The 18746-nt window shown below is 69.1% G+C and carries 13 protein-coding genes; 10 read left to right on the top strand and 3 right to left on the bottom strand.

The annotated features are described in order from the left end of the window. Positions 1 to 10 precede the first annotated feature (10 nt). Positions 11 to 1924 (bottom strand): ricin-type beta-trefoil lectin domain protein, encoded by a 1914-nt coding sequence (locus OG329_RS10640; RefSeq protein ID WP_405794385.1) that lies wholly within the window; start codon positions 1922 to 1924, stop codon positions 11 to 13. A gap of 267 nt (positions 1925 to 2191) precedes the next feature. Between OG329_RS10640 and OG329_RS10635 the strand changes: the two genes are divergently transcribed. The 9 genes from OG329_RS10635 to OG329_RS10595 all read left to right on the top strand — a co-directional run bounded on the left by OG329_RS10635 (position 2192) and on the right by OG329_RS10595 (position 14657). Next, positions 2192 to 3229, top strand: coding sequence for a LacI family DNA-binding transcriptional regulator (locus OG329_RS10635; protein ID WP_405794384.1), 1038 nt, complete (start codon positions 2192 to 2194; stop codon positions 3227 to 3229). Between the two features lie 269 nt (positions 3230 to 3498). Beyond that, complete coding sequence (locus OG329_RS10630; RefSeq protein WP_405794383.1) at positions 3499 to 5169, top strand: ABC transporter substrate-binding protein; 1671 nt, start codon at positions 3499 to 3501, stop codon at positions 5167 to 5169. Positions 5170 to 5182: 13 nt separating this feature from the next. Continuing rightward, the gene (locus OG329_RS10625; protein ID WP_405794381.1) at positions 5183 to 6331 is read left to right on the top strand and encodes an ABC transporter ATP-binding protein; all 1149 of its coding nucleotides are present in this window, start codon (positions 5183 to 5185) and stop codon (positions 6329 to 6331) included. Then, on the top strand, positions 6328 to 7308 hold the full coding sequence (locus OG329_RS10620) for an ABC transporter permease (RefSeq protein ID WP_405794379.1): 981 nt from the start codon (positions 6328 to 6330) through the stop codon (positions 7306 to 7308). The genes OG329_RS10625 and OG329_RS10620 overlap by 4 nt, the downstream gene beginning before the upstream one ends. Positions 7309 to 7311: 3 nt before the next feature. Then, on the top strand, positions 7312 to 8385 hold the full coding sequence (locus tag OG329_RS10615) for an ABC transporter permease (RefSeq protein WP_405794377.1): 1074 nt from the start codon (positions 7312 to 7314) through the stop codon (positions 8383 to 8385). Beyond that, positions 8382 to 9467 (top strand): ABC transporter ATP-binding protein, encoded by a 1086-nt coding sequence (locus OG329_RS10610; protein WP_405794375.1) that lies wholly within the window; start codon positions 8382 to 8384, stop codon positions 9465 to 9467. Before OG329_RS10615 ends, OG329_RS10610 begins: the two co-directional genes overlap by 4 nt. Positions 9468 to 9613: 146 nt before the next feature. Continuing rightward, positions 9614 to 11023 carry a GH1 family beta-glucosidase gene (locus tag OG329_RS10605; RefSeq protein ID WP_405794373.1) on the top strand — a complete coding sequence of 470 codons (1410 nt, stop codon included), beginning with the start codon at positions 9614 to 9616 and terminating at the stop codon, positions 11021 to 11023. A gap of 134 nt (positions 11024 to 11157) precedes the next feature. Beyond that, positions 11158 to 13035, top strand: a complete 1878-nt coding sequence (locus OG329_RS10600) for a discoidin domain-containing protein (RefSeq protein WP_405794371.1) — start codon at positions 11158 to 11160, stop codon at positions 13033 to 13035. A 266-nt stretch (positions 13036 to 13301) separates the two neighbouring features. Then, a complete protein-coding gene (locus tag OG329_RS10595; RefSeq protein WP_405794369.1) occupies positions 13302 to 14657 on the top strand; it encodes a hypothetical protein in 1356 nt (451 codons plus the stop codon). Between the two features lie 89 nt (positions 14658 to 14746). Here the strand turns inward: OG329_RS10595 and OG329_RS10590 are convergent, their stop codons facing one another. Together OG329_RS10590 and OG329_RS10585 are read right to left on the bottom strand one after the other, a co-directional pair. After that, positions 14747 to 15361 carry a YceI family protein gene (locus OG329_RS10590; RefSeq protein WP_405794368.1) on the bottom strand — a complete coding sequence of 205 codons (615 nt, stop codon included), beginning with the start codon at positions 15359 to 15361 and terminating at the stop codon, positions 14747 to 14749. Between the two features lie 183 nt (positions 15362 to 15544). After that, a complete protein-coding gene (locus tag OG329_RS10585; RefSeq protein WP_405794367.1) occupies positions 15545 to 16771 on the bottom strand; it encodes a glycoside hydrolase family 64 protein in 1227 nt (408 codons plus the stop codon). Between the two features lie 355 nt (positions 16772 to 17126). Between OG329_RS10585 and OG329_RS10580 the strand changes: the two genes are divergently transcribed. Beyond that, positions 17127 to 18710, top strand: coding sequence for an acyl-CoA carboxylase subunit beta (locus OG329_RS10580; RefSeq protein ID WP_405794366.1), 1584 nt, complete (start codon positions 17127 to 17129; stop codon positions 18708 to 18710). Positions 18711 to 18746 lie beyond the last annotated feature (36 nt).

The raw sequence follows: 18746 nt of genomic DNA, 5'->3' as shown, positions 1-18746 counted from the left end.
ACGCTCTACGTCACGCCTGGAGCCGCCACTTCTGGTTGGCCGCCCCGGTGCAGCTCCACAACTGCGTCTTCGCGCCGTTCGCCGACGAATTGCCGGTGACGTCGAGGCACTTGTCCGCCGGAGCGTTCACCAGATCACCGCTGCCGGACTCGTATCTCCACTGCTGCGCCCCGGAACCGTTGCAGTCGTACAACTGCACCTTCGCTCCGTCCGCGGTCGACCCGCCCGCGACGTCCAGGCACTTGCCGAGCGCGCGCACCGTACCGTCGCCACCGACCGTCCAGCGCTGCTGCGGTGAGCCGGTGCAGTCCCAGAGCTGGACCGCCGTACCGTTGGCGCTGCTCCCGTCGGTCACGTCGAGGCACTTGCCGCCGAGGCCGGTCAGGGCGCCGGTGGTGCCGCCACCGCCGCCGGACTGGCCGCCGGCCCAGGTGAAGGTGGCCGACGTCTTGCCGGGCAGCGAGTAACTGAAGTTCTGGCCGCCCCAGTTGACCCGGATCTCGCGCGCCTGCGACGCCTCGTTGTAGGCGATGAGAGCCTTGGAGCCGTTCGGGTTCTGCCAGGCCACGTTGGGCACCGTGGTGCTGGCGGTGGACTCGATACGGTGCGCGCCCGGCGTCACGAACTTGGTGAGGTGCCCCATCGTGTAGTACTCGATGTTGTACTTCACCTGACCGTGCTGGGCCCCGCCGTTGTTGACGGTGATCAGCCCGTCGCAGGTGCCGCAGCCGCCGTTGTGCGGACCGCGGTTCTGGTCCACGGCCAGGGACCACTTGGTCACCGACTTCGCCCAGTTACGGGTGTAGTCGATGATGTTGGACATGTCCTCGGTCTGCTGATTGCCGATCCAGGTGCCGCCCGAGTGCTCGGTCTGGAAGGCGTCCACCTGCGGATACTGGTTGTGCACCTGCGTCTGCTTGTTGACGTCGCCGCCGTAGCCGTGCCAGGCGATGCCGCCGAAGTTGGGATGGCTGCGGATCGCCGCGTCGTTCACCGTCTCCGCCGCGTACGCGTCGTAGGTGTCCCAGTTCCAGTCGTGCGCCATGACCTTGGTGGGCAGGCCGGCCGCCTGGAGTCCGGGCAGCAGTTCGGCCTTGGTGAAGTACGCGAGCCCCGAGGCGTTCCAGCTCATCGACGGGTACGAGGAGCAGCAGGTCGGCTCGTTCTGCGCGGAGACGTAGTCGATCGGCAGGCCCTGATCGCGGTACGCCTGAAGGTACTTGACGAAGTAGTCGGCGTAGACACCGTAGTTCTCCGCCTTCAGCCAGCCGCCGTTGAGCTGGCCGTTGTCCTTCATCCAGGCCGGGGCGGTCCAGGGCGACGCCATCGTCGTCAGCGCCGGGTTGAGCTGCTTCGCCTGCTTGGTCAGCGGCAGCACGTCCTGGAGATCATGTGCGATCGAGAATTCCGACAGGTCGGGGTCGGTCTGGCCGGCCGGCATGTCGTCGAAGGTGTAGCCGAACCGGGCGAGGTCGGAGCCGCCCAGCGGGTTGCGGATGAACGAGAGTCCGATGCCGTCGGTCGGCGAGAACAGCTTGCGCATCGTGTCGTCGCGCGTGGCCTGGGACAGCGCCCCGCTGCCCTTCATCAGCCAGGCGGCGGTGTCCGTGAACGAGGCGCCGCCGCCGGTGAAGGTCTGGTACTTGGTGTTCTCGTTGACGGTGAGGTTTGTACCGCTGCCGCCGTTGCCCGGCTGGAACGTGACGGGTGTCTGCGGCTGGAGGCCGCGCGTCACGGTGCGGCCACCGCTGTCGCTGGTGGTCGTCAGCCAGATGTTGACCTGCTCGCCGGCCGCCTGCGCCGTACCGGCGGAGACGCCGGTGAGGCCGGCGGTCGTGAGCACACCGGCGAGAAGCACTCTCGTCAGCCGCCGTCGATTGCCGCCGGGCCCGTGCCGCCCGTTCCTCCTGCTCGGTCTGATCATGGGGAGCTGCCCTTCTTGACAGAGGGGTGGGGGGTCTTCCATGGATCGTGAGGCGAGCGTGAACTCCGACATGAACTCCAGTCAAGGGCTTGAACATTCAGAACCTGAACACATAACCCCCTCTCGGTCCCCAGGAGTTGGCTTCCGATGAATTCCGGCGTGAAGTCTTGACGGTGTTGGTCTGGACCGGTTAACTCACCGCTCACATTGGAACCGGTTCCGGTACCGGTACCGGAACCGGTTCCACCCAACGATTCGAGGGCACCGATGCGCGTCACCATCGCGGACGTCGCCCGCGCGGCCGGTGTCAGCAAGACGACCGTGTCCCGGGTGATCAACACCAAGGGCGAGGTCGACGCCTCGACGGCCGCGCGGGTCCGTGACGTGATCGCATCTCTTGGATACGTGCCGAGCTCGGGCGCCGTCGGACTGGCCCGCGGCAACAGCCGTACGGTCGGGATGCTGGTGCCCTCGCTGACCTGGGCGTGGATGGGCGAGGTCCTTCAGGGCGTCGTGGACACGGTGGAGGCCGCCGGCTACGGCCTGCTCCTGTTCACCTTCAATCGCGGCGCGGACTCGGTCGAACGCTTCACGACCCAGGTCTCCGCGCGGGCCTTCGACGGACTGCTCGTCGTCGAACCCGAGAACACGCTCGACAAGATCATCGCGCTGAGCCACAAAGGGCTGCCGGTCGTGCTCATCGACGATCGTGGCAGCCACCCCGACGATTTCCCCTCCGTAGTGACCACCAATCACGAAGGAGGTGCGTCCGCCGCCCGCCACCTGCTGGCCGACGGACGCAGCAGACCCCTGGTCATCACGGGGCCGGAGCGCTTCGGCTGCGTACGCGACCGGCTCGGCGGCTTCCGCGAGGTCCTGCCCACCGATCTGGTCGCCGTGGGGGACTTCACGGAGCTGTCGGGGCGCCTCGCCGTCGAGCAACTGCTGGCCGCCGGGACTCCGTTCGACTCGGTGTTCGCGCACAACGACATCAGCGCCGCGGGGGCGCTGAGAGCGCTGCGCGCGGCGGGGCGGTCGGTGCCGGACGACATCGCCGTGGTCGGGTTCGACGACATCCCGATGGCGCGGCACACCGAACCGCCCCTGACGACGGTCCGCCAGCCCACCCGGCGGATGGGGGAGACGGCGGCGCGGATGCTGCTCGGGCATCTGGGCGGGACGACCGCGCCGGACGAACCGGTCGTGCTGCCCACCGAGTTGGTCGTACGGCAGTCGGCACCGCTGGCGGCGGTGAACGCCGGGCCGGCCGTGCCCGCCGACTCCGTATCTGCATCGCGCACGTAACACGCGTAACACAGACGTCCGTACGCACCACGTGTCACACCGTCAGCACAGGACTGCACAGCACGAGTACAGCCCAAGCACAGCTCGGCACAGCACAGCCGCAACGCCGCACAGCCGCAACGCCGTAACGGTGCACAGCCCTCACCGTGCACACGCGCAACGCCGCACAGCCGCAACGCCGCACAGTCCCATCCCGATACCTGGTCCTCAGGCCCCCGGCCCCACGGGCCCGCAGTCCCACAGAGCCGCATTCCCTTCCTGGAGTCGCCATGTCCGCACACCGCAAGCTCCGGGCGCTGGCCGCCGCCACCGTCGTGGCCGCGCTCGCCGCCGGATGTTCCTCGGCCAACTCGGATGCCAACCGGTCATCAGGCGGCGCCTCCGGCGTCCTCACCATCGGTATGCCGAACGGCCCGCAGACCAACAACAGCAACCCGTTCCTCGGCACCTCCGCCGGCGCGTCGCTGGGCTACCGCTACATGATCTACGAGCCGCTGGTGATGACGAACCTGGTGCGCCCGAGCGAGAAGGGCACGCCCTGGCTGGCGAGCGAGTGGAAGTGGGAGGCGAACTTCACCAAGGTCACCTTCACCATCGACGAGCGGGCGAAGTGGTCGGACGGCAAGAAGCTGACCGCCGACGACGTGGCGTTCACCTTCGGGCTGATCAAGAAGTTCCCGGCGCTCAACGGCAACGGCGTGCCCTACGACGGCATAGCCGTCGAGGACGGCAAGGTCGTCCTCACCTTCAAGGACTCGCAGTTCGTCAACCAGAACAAGATCACTACGACTTTCGTCGTGCCGAAGCACATCTGGGAGAAGGTCGAGGACCCCGCGACCTGGCCCAACCGCGAACCGCTCGGCTCGGGGCCGTACAAGCTCAAGACGTTCACGCCGCAGACCACCACGCTCGACACCACGTCCTCCTACTGGAAGGGCAAGACGCAGGTGAAGGAGCTCCGCTTCACCTCGTACAACGACAACAGCGCGCAGACCACGGCGCTGGCCAACGGCAAGGCCGAGTGGTCGTTCGTGTTCATGCCGAACTACAAGCAGTTGTACGTCGCCAAGGACCCCAAGAACAACAAGCTCTGGTTCCCCTCCGGACTCGGCATCCACGGCCTGTGGTTCAACACCACCAAGGGCCCGCTCGGTGACCCGGCGCTCCGCAAGGCCATGGCCATGGTGGTCGACCGCAAGGCGATCCATATCCAGGCGCAGGCCACGCTCTACCCGGAGATCACCAACCCGACCGGCATCCCGCTGCCCGCCGGTGAGTCCTTCCTGGCTCCCGAGTACAAGGGCGCCACGATCAAGCCCGACGTCGCCGGTGCCAAGAAGGTCCTGGACGAGGCGGGTTACACCCTCGACGGCGACGTCCTGAAGGACCCGGACGGCAAGGCCGTGAAGCTGACCTTCACCGACCCCGCCGGCTGGAACGACTACATCACGGGTCTGTCCATCATCAAGGACAACATCAAACCCCTGGGCATCGAGGCGAAGGTCAAGACGCAGACCGCCGAGGCGTGGACCTCCGACGTCGGCAACGGAAACTTCGACGCCACGCTGCACTGGACCAACTCCGGTGCCACGCCGTACGACATGTACCAGAACATCATGGACGGGGCGCTGCTCCAGCCCGTCGGCAAGAACGCGCCGCTCGGCAACTTCGGCCGGTTCGACAGCCCCGAGGCGACCAAGGCGCTCAAGGAGTACGCGAACGCCACCGAGGACTCCGCGCGCACCACGGCCCTCAACACCCTCCAGAAGATCATGGTCGACGAGGTCCCGATGATCCCGACGGCGGCGGCGCCCATCGGTGCGGAGTACTCCACGAAGAACTGGGTGGGCTGGCCGACCGAGGCCGACCCGTACGCCCCGCCGCAGCCGACCCAGCCGAACGCGCTGGACGTCGTGCTGCACCTCAAGCCCGCGAAGTAGACGGGGCCGGCCGATGACCAACGAAGACCGAGAGCCCGCCGAGAACACCGCCGCTCACGACAGCGACAACGACAGCGACAGCGGCACCGACAGCGGCACCGACAACGACGTCGTGCTCGAAGCGCGCGGCGTCACCAAGCACTTCCCCGTCAGACGGACCGCCGGCGACCTCGTCGGCCGCCGGCGCCGCACCGTCCACGCCGTGGACGACGTCTCGCTGCGCCTGCGGCGCGGCAGCGTCACGGCGCTGGTCGGGGAGTCGGGGTCGGGCAAGTCGACGGTGGCCCGGCTGCTGTCACAGTTGTATCCGCTCACCGAGGGCGAGATACGGCTCGGCGGCACCCCGGTCAAGGCTGGTCGCGGCCGGTCCTTCCGGGCGTACGTGAAACAGGTCCAGCTCATCTTCCAGGACCCGTTCGCTTCGCTCAATCCCGTACACACGGTGCGCTACCACCTCACCCGCTCGCTGAAGATCCACGGCAAGCAGGCCACCGAGGCGCAGGCGTGCGAACTGCTGGAACGTGTCCAACTCCTGCCACCTCTTCAGTACTTGGACAAATTCCCGCACGAGCTGTCCGGCGGCCAGCGCCAGCGCGTCGCCATCGCGCGGGCGCTGGGCGCCGACCCCAAGGTGCTCCTCGCGGACGAGCCCGTCTCGATGCTCGACGTCTCCATCCGGCTCGGCGTACTCAACCTGCTGCGTGACCTCAAGGAGCGCCTGCATCTGGCGATCCTCTACATCACGCACGACATCGCGTCCGCGCGGTACTTCGCGGACACGACCCTGGTGATGTACGCCGGCCGGATCGTGGAGGGCGGCGACAGCGAGCGGGTCACCCAGCAACCCGCGCACCCTTATACCCAGTTGCTGATCGCATCGGCCCCCGACCCCGACCGGATCGCGGACGAGGAGGACCAGGAGGAGACCGGCAGCGGCGAGCCTCCGTCACTCATCTCCCCGCCCGGGGGCTGCCGCTTCCACCCCCGCTGTCCCAAGGCCATGGAGCGCTGCCGCACCGAACTGCCGCCGCGCTTCGAACTGGACGACGGCCAGTGGGCGGCGTGCTGGCTGTACGAGGACCGCCCCGTCACCACGGAAGTCCCCGGCGCCCCCGGTGCCTCCGGCGCAACCGCGAGCACGACGGAGGTGGCGGCGAAGTGAAGTTCGTCCTCCAGCGGATCCTCTTCTACGCGGTCACGGCGTGGGCGGCGATCACCATCAACTTCCTGATCCCGCGGCTGATGCCCGGCGATCCGGTCCAGGCTCTGATCGCCCGCTTCCAGGGCCAGCTCGACACCAGCGCGATCGCCTCGCTCAAAGCCCTCTTCGGCCTCGACAAGGAACGCTCGCTCTGGCAGCAGTACACCGACTACTGGGGCCAGCTCTTCCAGGGCGACCTCGGGCTGTCCTTCACCTTCTTCCCGACGCCCGTCAGCGAGGTCATCTCGCAGTCGCTGCCCTGGACGCTGGTACTGGTCGGCCTCACCACCCTGATCAGCTTTCTGCTCGGCACCGGCATCGGCGTCTACAGCGGCTGGCGGCGTGGCTCCTGGATGGACAGCCTGCTGCCCGTCACCACGTTCATCTCCTCGATCCCGTACTTCTGGCTCGGGCTCATCGCCATCGCCCTGTTCGCCGTGAAGTGGCCGGTCTTCCCGGCCGCCGGGGGCTATGACAGCTCACTGGTGCCCGCGTTCGACGTGCCGTTCATCTCCAGCGCGCTCTACCACGGCTTCCTGCCCGGCGTCACGATCATCCTCAGCGCCATCGCCGGCTGGATCCTCGGCATGCGCAACATGATGGTGACCGTCTCGTCCGAGGACTACGTGATGGTGGCGCAGGCCAAGGGACTCTCCGAGCGCCGCGTGATGTTCTCGTACGCCGCGCGCAACGCGATCCTCCCCAACATCTCCGGCTTCGCCCTCTCCCTGGGCTTCATCGTCGGCGGCACGCTGCTGGTGGAGATGGTCTTCTCCTATCCGGGCATCGGCTACCAGCTCTTCCAGGCCGTCGGCGCCAAGGACTATCCGCTGATGCAGGGCGTCTTCCTGATCATCACGCTGTCCGTGCTCGCCGCGAATCTGCTCGCCGACCTCGTCTATCTCTTCCTCGACCCGCGCACCCGGAAGGAGGCCTGAGCCATGTCCATTCCCGCGACAGAGGTCGCCGTACTCGACACGGCTCCCGCGCCCACGCCCTCCAAACGAGCCAGGCTGCGCTTCCTGCGCGGAGGCAAGACGATCACCGGGATCTCGATCCTGGGGTTCTTCACCCTGCTCGCGATCATCGGGCCGTGGATCGCGCCGTACGACCCCGACATGATGAGCGACCAGTTGCTCCAACCCCCCTCGGGCGACCACTGGTTCGGCACCACGCAGACCGGTCAGGACGTACTGTCACAGATCGTCGTCGGCACCCGGGGCGTGCTTCTGGTGGGCTTCGTCGCCGGATTCTTCGCGACGGTCCTGTCCGTGCTGATCGGCGTCACCTCCGGGTTCCTCGGCGGCGTCATGGACGAGATCCTGTCGGCGCTGTCCAACATCTTCCTCGTGATCCCGGCGCTGCCGCTGATCATCATCATCGCCAGCTTCGTCTCCGACGCGGGCGACCTGCTGATCGCCGCCGTGATCGCCTTCACGTCCTGGGCGTGGGGGGCGCGTGTGCTGCGCGCCCAGACGCTCTCGCTGCGCAAGCGCGACTACGTCGAGGCGGCGCGGGCGACGGGCGAACCGACGTGGCGGATCATCGGCTTCGAGATCATGCCGAACCTGACCGCCGTGATCGCGTCCGGCTTCGTCGGCACCGTCATCTTCGCCGTCCTGCTGGAGATCACCCTCGCCTTCATCGGCGTCGCCGACATCTCCAACTGGAACTGGGGCACCGTCCTGTTCTGGGCGCAGTCCAACCAGGCGCTCGCGCAGGGGGCCTGGTGGTGGTTCGTCCCCGCAGGGCTCTGTATCGCCCTCCTCGGCACGGCGCTCGCGCTGATCAACTTCGGTATCGACGAGTTCGTGAATCCGCGGCTGCGCACCGAGACCGGCTCCTCGCGGAAGATCCGGATGCGGGTCGGCTTCACACCGGTGGCGCGCACGGACCGTACGAACGGGACCGGCGGAGCCGCTCGTACGAACGGGGCCGCCCCGCCCGGACGGGAACCGGCAGCGACACCCGCACGGACGCCCGACCGTAAGCCCGACAAGGAGCCCCGCTCATGACGACCGGTCGCCCCGTCCTGACCATCAGCGGCCTCGATGTCGATTACGGCACCGGCCCCGGCGCCGTCCACGCGCTGCGCGACATCGACCTGACCCTGCACCGGGGCGAAGTGCTCGGCCTGGCCGGCGAGTCGGGCTCGGGCAAGTCCACGCTCGCCTACGCCGTGACCCGGCTGCTCTCCCCGCCCGGGGTGATCACCGGCGGCGACGTCCACTACCACCCGCCGCGCGACGACGCGGCCCCGGTGGACCTGCTGACGCTCACGCCGAAGGAGTTGCGCGCCTTCCGCTGGCAGGAGCTGTCGATCGTCTTCCAGGGCGCGATGAACTCCCTCAACCCCGTACACACGGTGCACAGTCAGCTCACCGACGTGCTCAAGGCGCACCGTCCGGCCATGAGACCGGCCGAACGCACCGCGCGCGCCGAGGAGTTGCTGACGCTGGTCGGGATCTCCCACGACCGGCTCGGCGCGTTCCCGCACCAGCTCTCCGGCGGCATGCGCCAGCGCGTGATGATCGCGATGGCGCTCGCCCTGGAGCCCGAGGTGGTCATCATGGACGAACCGACCACCGCGCTCGATGTGGTGATGCAGCGTCAGATTCTGCGCAAGCTGGTCGCGCTCCGCGAGGAGCTGGGTTTCTCGGTCGTCTTCATCACGCACGACATCTCGCTGCTGATCGAGTTCTCGGACCGGATCGCGATCATGTACGGCGGGCGGATCGTCGAGGAGGCGGGCGCCGCCGACATCTACCGCGACCCGCGCCACCCCTACAGCGACGGGCTGCTCCACTCCTTCCCCGCGCTGCACGGCCCCCGCAGGGAGCTGACCGGCATTCCCGGCTCGCCGCCGCATCTGACGGCGATGCCGACGGGCTGCGCCTTCCATCCGCGCTGCGGCAAGGCGTTCGACCCGTGCGCCGAGCACGTACCGGTGCTGTCCGCGCCGGACGGTCCGACGGACGCCGCGCCCGAACGCACCGTGGCGTGCTGGCTGCACCGTACGGCGCCCGCCGTCCCCGCCTCTGTTTCTGCCCCCGCCCCGGAACCGGCCGACGACACATCGGCGGCGCGCGCCGGCTGATCCGCCCCGACCGCTTCCGGACCGCTTCCGGACCGCCTCCCGACCCCCCCGACCACCACCGCTCCCACGCCTCGCCCCGTGCTCCAGGCGCCCGCGCCCTCGCCCGCGCCCGCGCCGTGCTCTCACCCACATGAACCAGGAGACCCATGAACGTCACCCCCGTCCAGGACCTCACCCGCCCCGCCACGGCGATCAAGGGCCTGCCTGCCGACTTCCGCTGGGGCGTCGCCACCTCCGCCTACCAGATCGAGGGAGCGGCTGCCGAGGACGGCAGGACCCCCTCGATCTGGGACACCTTCTGCCGGGTCCCGGGCGCGGTGGAAGGCGGTGAGCACGGCGACGTGGCGTGCGACCACTACCACCGGATGCCGCAGGACGTGGAGCTGATCGCGGGCCTCGGCGTCGACACGTACCGCTTCTCGCTCGCCTGGCCGCGCATCCAGCCCGGCGGGCGCGGGCCGGCCAACGCGAAGGGCCTGGACTTCTACAAGCGCCTCGTCGACGAGCTGCACGGCAGGAACATCACGCCGTGGATCACGCTCTACCACTGGGACCTGCCGCAGGAGTTGGAGGACGCGGGCGGCTGGCCGGCCCGCGACACCGCCTACCGCTTCGCCGACTACGCGGCGCTCGCCTACGACGCGCTCGGCGACAGCGTCAAGCACTGGACGACGCTCAACGAGCCCTGGTGCTCGGCGGTCCTCGGTTACGACGTCGGCGTCCACGCCCCCGGACGCAAGGACTTCGGCGACTCCATCCACGCCGTGCACCACCTGCTGCTCGGCCACGGACTCGCCTCACGCCGCATCCGCGACGCCGCCGGCGACAACCCGCTCGAACTGGGCATCACCCTCAACCTCGGTACGGCCACGCCCGAGACCGACAGCGAGGCGGACCGCGAGGCGTGCCGCCGCTCCGACGGCCAGGGCCGGCGCCTCTACCTCGACCCGCTCGTGCACGGCCGCTACCCCGAGGACGTCGTCGCCGATCTGGCGCTGCGCGGGGCCGAACTGCCCGTCCAGGAAGGCGACCTGGAGATCATCGCCAATCCGCTGGACGTTCTCGGTGTCAACTTCTACCGGGGCGCCCTGTTCTCCGGTGTCACCGAGAGCGGTTCCCCGGTGGACGACAACGGGCTGCCCGTCACCCGCGCCGTGCCCCGTGACCTGCCCCGTACCGCCATGGACTGGGAGATCACGCCGACCGAGCTCACCGACCTCCTCCTGCGCATCCAGGAGGACTACGCCATACCCACCGTCATCACCGAGAACGGAGCGGCCTTCGACGACACCGTCGCCGCCGACGGCTCCGTCCCGGACGCGGACCGGACCGCGTATCTCGCGGACCATCTCGCGGCCGTCGCCGAGGCGCGCGCGCAGGGCGCCGACGTACGCGGCTATTTCGCCTGGTCACTGATCGACAACTTCGAGTGGGCGTACGGCTACGACAAGCGCTTCGGCATCGTCCGCGTCGACTACGACACCCAGGTCAGGACCCTCAAGGACAGCGCCAAGTGGTACCGCGACACGATCGGACTCACCCGCGAAGCGCGGTAGGGCCCATCGCACCACCGGCCCCGTCGCCCCATCGGGCCCCTCCGCTCGCACGGCGCACGGCGCACGTACGCACCACTCGCGGTAACACCCCGTACGGACATCGCTCCATTCACCCGCATTCCACGGAGTCACCGATGCCCCCACGTACGTCCTTACTCGCGACCACCACACTCGCCCTGCTCGCGCTGTCGGCACCGCTCGCCTTCGGCGCGCCGCCACGGCCCCCCGTCGTCCAGGCCGCCGCGGCCTGGAACACCGACCGCGCGGCGGAAGCCGTCGCGGCCCGGCCGGCGGCCGTCACCACCTCCGGCACCGAGAACGCCGGCACCCCCGCCACCGCCGCCTTCGACAACAACCCCACCACCCGGTGGGCGAGCGACTTCGCCGACAACGCCTGGATCCAGGTCGACCTCGGCAGCGTCATCCGCGTCAGCCAGGTGAAGCTCGAATGGGAGGCCGCCTACGGCAAGCAGTACGTTCTGGAGATCTCCGCGAACGGCGCCGACTGGACGGACTTCTACACCGAGAACGAGGGCACCGGCGGCACCGTCACCGCGCACACGTACCCGCAGGAGGCCACCGGGCGCTACGTCCGGATGCGCGGCGTCGAGCGCGCCACCGCCTGGGGCTACTCCCTCTTCTCCTTCCAGGTCTTCGGCGGCGAACCCGCCCCCGCCTCCACGACCCGCAGCAATCTCGCGCTGAACCACCCCGCGTACGGCGACCTCTACCAGCACGCGGGCAACTCACCCGCCTTCGTCACCGACGGCGGCTGGCCGGCCGATCTCAAGGCCGACCAGTCCCGCTGGTCGAGCGACTGGAACCAGAACCGCTGGGTCGGCGTGGACCTCGGCGCGCGGTCCACGATCCAGTCCGTGGACCTGTACTGGGAGGCGGCGTACGCGGTCGACTTCGACCTCCAGGTCTCCGACGACAACCTCAACTGGCGCACCGTTTACCAGCCTTCGGCCGCGCAGATCGCCGAGCGCCGGGCGAACATCAAGTCACCGGGCGACGCGGTCGGCAGACACGACACCATCACCCTGCCGACCCCGGCGACCGGCCGCTACGTGCGGATGCTGGGCAAGGAGCGCCGCTCCTTCTACAACCCGGCGCCGTCGACGGCGCAGTTCGGCTACTCGCTGTACGAGTTCCAGGTCTGGGGTACCGGCGGCAGCGCCGCGGCGGCGTACCCCGCACTGCCGCAGAACCCCGGCGGCGCCTACCGGCAGACCTTCTTCGACGACTTCACCGGCTCCGGCCTCGACCGCGCCAAGTGGCGCGTGGTCCGCACCGGTCAGGAGATGGGCTCCGTCAACGGCGAGTCGCAGGCGTATGTGGACTCGCCGGACAACATCAAGACCCAGAACGGCGCGCTCGTCCTGGAGTCGAAGTACTGCAAGGGCTGCACCACGGTGCCGGGCGGCGGCACGTACGACTTCACCTCCGGCCGCGTCGACACCAACACCAAGTTCGACTTCACGTACGGCAAGGTCAGCGCCCGTATGAAGCTCCCCGTCGGCGACGGCTTCTGGCCGGCGTTCTGGCTGCTGGGCAGTGACGTGGACAATCCCTCGGTGTCCTGGCCGGGCTCTGGCGAGACGGACATCATGGAGAACATCGGCTACGCGGACTGGACGAGCACCGCGCTGCACGGCCCCGGCTACTCGGCCGCCGGCAACATCGGCAAGTCGCAGACCTTCCCGAACGGCGGGCGGGTGGACCAGTGGCACACGTACGCCGTCGAGTGGACACCCGAGGGCATGGTCTTCAGCGTCGACGGCCAGACCGTGCAGACCACGTCGCGGCAGAAGCTGGAGTCGACGCGGGGGGAGTGGGTCTTCGACCACAACCAGTACGTGATCCTCAACCTGGCGCTGGGCGGCGCCTACCCGGCCGGGCACAACCAGGTCACCTCGCCGTACTGGGGTCTGCCCCAGTCGAGCGTCGACAAGGTCGCGCAGGGCGGGGTGAAGGCGGAGATCGACTGGGTGCGGGTGGAGCAGAGGTAACGGACCACAGAATCGGAATCGGAAGCGGAATCGGAAGCGGAAGGGCGCGGGGCGCGGACGCCGCGCCGTCTGGACCCCCATGAGTGACGCACCCGGGCCTCCCCGCCCGGGTGCGTCGCTCGTTCCACGACGGCCACCATGGCCACGACCGCCCCGGCCCCGCTCCGTACGGGGCGCTGTACGGCCACCGTCCCGCCCTGATCCGTCCTCGTTCCGTCACATTCGGCCCACTCCGGATCGTGGCACCCTCCGGTACCGTCGGTGATATGAGGACGAGGCTGTTCACCACTCTGTCCGGGTTGTTGCTCGCCTTCACGGGCGCCGCCGTTGTCGCGGCGCCGGGCGCGCAGGCAGCAGCCACCGGCCCCGATGCCGTGGCCGAGGCCTTCAAGAAAGGTCCGGTCTATGTCGACCCGCGCGCCTCCGGCCAGCTCTCCCGGTCGGACGCCGACGCCCTGACGAAGAAGATCAAGGACGCGGACAAGCCGGTCTTCGTCGCCGTCCTGCCGCAGGCCGCCGAATTCAATCCGGACAACACACTGCTGAACAGAGTCCGGGACGCGACCGGGGTGTCCGGTGTGTACGCCGTCCGACTCGGCGACAGGTTCGATGCCGCCGCCGACCCGCGGGTGCTGCCGCTCGACACCGTCCGTTCGATCACCGACGGGGCCAAGGGCACGGGCCCCGTCGCGGCGTCGACGGAACTCAACAACTTCGTGGACCAGGCCCTCGCCCAGTCGCGCGGCCAGGCGCCGGCGGGCTGGGACACGTCCTCCGGTGACGGCGCCGGGGACGGCGCGGCGACCGGGCTGATCACGCTCGGTGGCATCGTCGTACTGGGCGGCGCCGGGGTGTACGCGGTACTGCGCCGCAACCGCCTCCGTACAGAGGCGCGCGACAGGCAGGCCCTCGACAAGCTCAGGGTCGTCGTGGACGAGGACATCACCGCCTTCGGCGAGGAGCTGGACCGTCTCGACTTCCACCCGGGCGAGAAGGGCGCCGACGACGCGATGCGCGCGGACTACGAGCACGCGCTGGACGCGTACGAGAAGGCGAAATCGCTCATGGCGGCGGCGGTGCGCCCCGACGATGTGCGCGGGGTGACCGAGGCGCTGGAGGACGGCCGTTTCTCGCTGGCCACGCTGGCCGCGCGGCGGGAGGGCGCACCGCTCCCGCAGCGCCGTTCGCCGTGCTTCTTCGACCCCCGGCACGGCCCGTCCGTGAAGGACGTGGACTGGTCACCGCCGCCCGGCGGCGCCGTACGGCCGATCCCCGTCTGCGCGGCGGACGCGGCGCGCCTGGAGGACGGCGACGACCCGATGACGCGGATGGTGCAGACCGAGCACGGGCCGCGCCCGTACTACGACGCCGGTCCCGCGTACGGCCCCTGGGCAGGCGGCTACTTCGGCGGCGGCGTGCTCCCCGCCCTGCTGGTCGGCACGATGCTCGGCACCGTCCTGACCACGCCCGCCTACGCCGCGGACTACGGAGGCGGCGACTACACCGGCTACGACGGCGGCGGCTCCGGCGGCGACTTCGGTGGCGGCGGCTTCGACGGCGGCGGCTTCGGCGGGGGAGGGGACTTCGGAGGCGGCGGCGGATTCGACGGGGGTGGCTTCTGACGCCTGCCCCGTGCCGTTCCGCCGCCCGCGCTCCCCGTACTCCGGGCCCGCGAGGTCCTCGCGGTGTCCCGGTCTCCGGTGCCGCCCGGTCAGGCGGCCTGCGGCTGGTTCTTGACCGCGGAGATGTCGAAGGCCAGCTTCACCTTGTCACTGACCACCACGCCGCCGGACTCCAGCGTCGCGTTCCAGGTCAGGCCCCAGTCGGAGCGGGAGATCGTGGCGTTGCCCTCGAAGCCGACGCGCTCGTTGCCGAACTGGTCGGTGGCCGAGCCGTTGAACTCCAGGTCGATGGTGAGCGGCTTGGTGACGTCCTTGATCGTGAGGTCACCGGTGATGCGGTAGTCGTCGCCGCCGACCTGCTCGGCGCTGGTCGAGCGGAAGGTCATCTTGGGGAATGTCTCGGCGTCGAAGAAGTCGGCGCTGCGCAGGTGACCGTCACGGTCGGGCGCGCCGGTGTCGACGCTCTCGATCTCCACGTCGATCGACGCGGAGGAGTTCTCCGGCTTCGAGCCGTCCAGGCTCAGCGTGCCCTCGTGCTTGCTGAAGGTGCCGCGGACGTTGCTGACCATCACGTGGCGCACCTGGAAGCCGATGCTGCTGTGCGACGGGTCGATGGTGTAGTCACCGGTGAGTGCGGCCAGCTCGGGGTTCACCGGGGCGGTGGTGGTGGAGTCGTTCTCGGACTTGCGGTTGAAGAGTGCCATGGTCGTGTCTCCCGATACGTGTTTGTTTAGCGTTCAAGTAGCTTCATCCTAGACCTATCTCGTTTAAGTTTCAACATCTTCCGCCGATCGGGTGAGGCTGGCCGAAACATGACGGTGCCCCGCCACCCCCACGGGAGGAGGGGGGTGGCGGGGCACCGTCCGACTGGCGCGGGGCTCCGGGGATCAGGAGCCGACCGACACGGTGAAGCGCACGGGATTCCCGTCGTGCGCCGCGCCCGAGACGTCCGGCTCGCCGTCCGGCCGTACGTCGTCGTACGGGAACGCGTACCCGATCGGGGTGTTCGCGTGCAGCACCCGCGCCCAGTGGTTGGTGGCCGGGTCCTTGTAGTAGTCGGCCGCCGTGGCGCCGTTCGGCTGGTCGGGGTGGGTGAGCAGCGTCGAGCGATTGAATCCGGCCGCCAGCCGCGCGAGGAGGGCCTTCTTGTCGTCCGAATCGTCCGGGTTGTTGGTGAAGGGGCCGTGGTTGCAGGTGAAGACGTCCTTCGAGGACGGCTTGGCGAAGGTGTGGCCGCCGGCGAAGGTGAGCGTGTCGCCGCTGACCCGGCCGGCCAGCACGCCGCGTCCGCCCTGGAGGTCGATCCTCAGATCCTCGGCGGCGTACTTCCGCCAGACCTGGTCGATGTAGCCGTTGAAGACATCCCTGAAGGGCATCTCGTCCGGCCTGTCGAAGTACGGCGCCATCGCGTTCTGCGGCGCGATCACCCGCAGGACCGAGCCGTCGGCGCCGCGCGTGACCAGCTTGTCCCACGGCTGTCCGTCCGCCGCCGCCTGCGCGGTCAGACCGTCCGCGATCTTCTGGAGCGCGCCGTCCGGCAGCGGGGCGACCTCGTGCCTGGCGTCACCCTCCAGCGTGATCCCGATCGGCAGCGCGGTCACCAGGTCGACGTAGCTGATGTTTGAGTACAACTGCTGCGGGTTGAAGGTGAATTCGCAGAACGACCAGGTGCGGCCGTTGTTGGGGTCGCCCTCGTTCGCGAACGCCGGCTCGACCAGCGAAGGACCCGGGTTCAGGAAGAAGTCCAGGGTGTCGTCGCGTACGAAGTAGACGCGGGCGCCGAACATCTGAGGCAGCGTCAGTGTCACGGCGGCGCCGCCCGCCGCGTTCAGCGGGATGGCGCAGTCGACCGGCAGCGGGGTGTTGGGCCCGGCGGGCGACTCGGGCTTGTACACGCTACCGTCGGCGCGGAGCAGCACCCAGCGGTCGGTGCCCTGCTCGTGGCCGGTGACGTACGCGTTGACGGAGCCGGGCAGCGACTTGTTCACCAGGGCGATTTCACAGGTGTCGGCGGCGGCCGACGCGCGGGGGCTGAGAGCGCTTCCCCAGGCGGGGTAGGTGAGCGCCGTGGCCGCGGCGGCCGTGCCGGTCAGAAACAGTCTGCGCGATATCACGGATGTACTCCTGAGGCGTGGGGGGAACGCGGTAGGGCGCGGTACGTGGGGGGCGCGCCTCGCGTCTGCGCTCCACTCTCGCCAGGTGTCCGGGACGCGTCAAGAGTTGCGACTGAGAGCGCTCTCACGAGTTCGGGAGTCTCCACAACCTGACGTCCGCCGCTCACCCGCAGTCATCGGCGGCGGAGGTGACGTTCGGCTGACATCTGGAGGAACCTTACAAGCGTGGGGGCCTTCGGGCTGTCTACTCGGCCCGTGCCCACCCCGGTTCTGTTCGGCCTCACCAGGAATCCGGGCAGGAGACTGTGTGGAGTCGACGGCGGCATTTCGGCTCCGATGTTCGTAGGGTCGGTACATGACCGTTGTGGACCAGACGCCGAGTGAGCCCGTTGACGCCCGTGGGCGCGTGGCCGAGCTGCACTCGCTGCGGGGGCAGGCGCTGAGCGGGCCGAGCGAACGCGCGACCGAGGCCCAGCATGCCAAGGGCAAGCTGACGGCCCGCGAGCGGATCGCGCTGCTGCTCGACGAGGGCTCGTTCCGGGAGGTCGAGCAGTTGCGGCGGCACCGGGCCACCGGCTTCGGGCTGGAGGCGAAGCGTCCGTACACCGATGGTGTGGTGACCGGGTGGGGGTCGGTCGAGGGCCGTACGGTGTTCGTGTATGCGCATGATTTCCGGATTTTCGGGGGTGCGCTGGGTGAGGCGCACGCGGAGAAGATCCACAAGATCATGGACATGGCGATCTCGGCCGGTGCTCCGCTGGTGTCGTTGAACGACGGTGCGGGGGCGCGTATCCAGGAGGGTGTCTCGGCGCTCGCGGGGTACGGGGGGATCTTTCAGCGCAATACGCGGGCGTCGGGGGTGATCCCGCAGATCAGTGTGATGCTCGGCCCCTGCGCGGGCGGCGCGGCTTACAGTCCGGCGCTGACGGATTTCGTGTTCATGGTGCGGGAGACGTCGCAGATGTTCATCACCGGCCCCGACGTGGTCAAGGCCGTCACCGGTGAGGAGATCACGCAGAACGGCCTGGGCGGGGCGGATGTGCACGCGGAAACCTCGGGGGTGGCGCACTTCGCCTACGACGACGAGGAGACGTGCATCGCGGAGGTGCGCTACCTGCTGGCGATGCTGCCCTCCAACAACCGGCAGAACCCGCCCGCCGCCGAGTCCCACGACCCGCCCGCACGCCGCTCCGATGTACTCCTCGACCTCGTCCCGGCCGACGGCAACCGCCCCTACGACATGCGTGAGGTCATCGCCGAACTCGTCGACGACGGGGACTTCCTGGAGATCCACGAACGCTGGGCCACCAACATCATCTGCGCCCTGGCCCGCCTCGGCGGGCAGGTGGTGGGCATCGTCGCCAACCAGCCGCGGTCTCTCGCCGGTGTGCTGGACATCGAGGCGTCGGAGAAGGCCGCCCGCTTCGTGCAGATGTGCGACGCGTTCAACATCCCCCTCGTCACCCTGCTGGACGTGCCCGGGTTCCTGCCCGGGGTGGACCAGGAACACGGGGGCATCATCCGCCACGGGGCCAAACTCCTCTACGCGTACTGCAACGCGACGGTGCCGCGGATCTCGCTGATCCTGCGCAAGGCGTACGGGGGTGCTTACATCGTCATGGACTCGCAGTCCATCGGCGCCGACCTCACCTACGCCTGGCCGGCCAACGAGATCGCGGTGATGGGCGCCGAGGGCGCCGCCAACGTCATCTTCCGCAGGCAGATCGCCGACGCCGAAGACCCCGAGGCGATGCGCCGGCGCATGGTCAAGGAGTACAAGGCGGAGCTGATGCACCCCTACTACGCCGCGGAACGCGGGCTGGTCGATGACGTCATCGACCCCGCCGAGACCCGCGAGGTCCTCATCTCGGCCCTCGCCATGCTCCGCACCAAGCACGCCGACCTACCCTCACGCAAACACGGCAACCCCCCGCAGTGAGGCCCACGACGCCGCCCACCGGCCGAGAAGACGGAG

Origin of the sequence: Streptomyces sp. NBC_01506 (assembly GCF_045040295.1) — a bacterium.
Lineage (GTDB): Bacteria > Actinomycetota > Actinomycetes > Streptomycetales > Streptomycetaceae > Streptomyces.
Note: the sequence above shows the minus strand (reverse complement) of the source record. Positions and strands in the feature narration are given on the sequence as shown.

Bases quoted from the DNA above. Each gene is read 5' to 3' on its own strand.
- OG329_RS10640 (WP_405794385.1), bottom strand. From the start codon at position 1,924: ATGATCAGACCGAGCAGGAGGAACGGGCGGCACGGGCCCGGCGGCAAT.
- OG329_RS10635 (WP_405794384.1), top strand. From the start codon at position 2,192: ATGCGCGTCACCATCGCGGACGTCGCCCGCGCGGCCGGTGTCAGCAAG.
- OG329_RS10630 (WP_405794383.1), top strand. From the start codon at position 3,499: ATGTCCGCACACCGCAAGCTCCGGGCGCTGGCCGCCGCCACCGTCGTG.
- OG329_RS10625 (WP_405794381.1), top strand. From the start codon at position 5,183: ATGACCAACGAAGACCGAGAGCCCGCCGAGAACACCGCCGCTCACGAC.
- OG329_RS10615 (WP_405794377.1), top strand. From the start codon at position 7,312: ATGTCCATTCCCGCGACAGAGGTCGCCGTACTCGACACGGCTCCCGCG.
- OG329_RS10610 (WP_405794375.1), top strand. From the start codon at position 8,382: ATGACGACCGGTCGCCCCGTCCTGACCATCAGCGGCCTCGATGTCGAT.
- OG329_RS10605 (WP_405794373.1), top strand. From the start codon at position 9,614: ATGAACGTCACCCCCGTCCAGGACCTCACCCGCCCCGCCACGGCGATC.
- OG329_RS10600 (WP_405794371.1), top strand. From the start codon at position 11,158: ATGCCCCCACGTACGTCCTTACTCGCGACCACCACACTCGCCCTGCTC.
- OG329_RS10595 (WP_405794369.1), top strand. From the start codon at position 13,302: ATGAGGACGAGGCTGTTCACCACTCTGTCCGGGTTGTTGCTCGCCTTC.
- OG329_RS10590 (WP_405794368.1), bottom strand. From the start codon at position 15,361: ATGGCACTCTTCAACCGCAAGTCCGAGAACGACTCCACCACCACCGCC.
- OG329_RS10580 (WP_405794366.1), top strand. From the start codon at position 17,127: ATGACCGTTGTGGACCAGACGCCGAGTGAGCCCGTTGACGCCCGTGGG.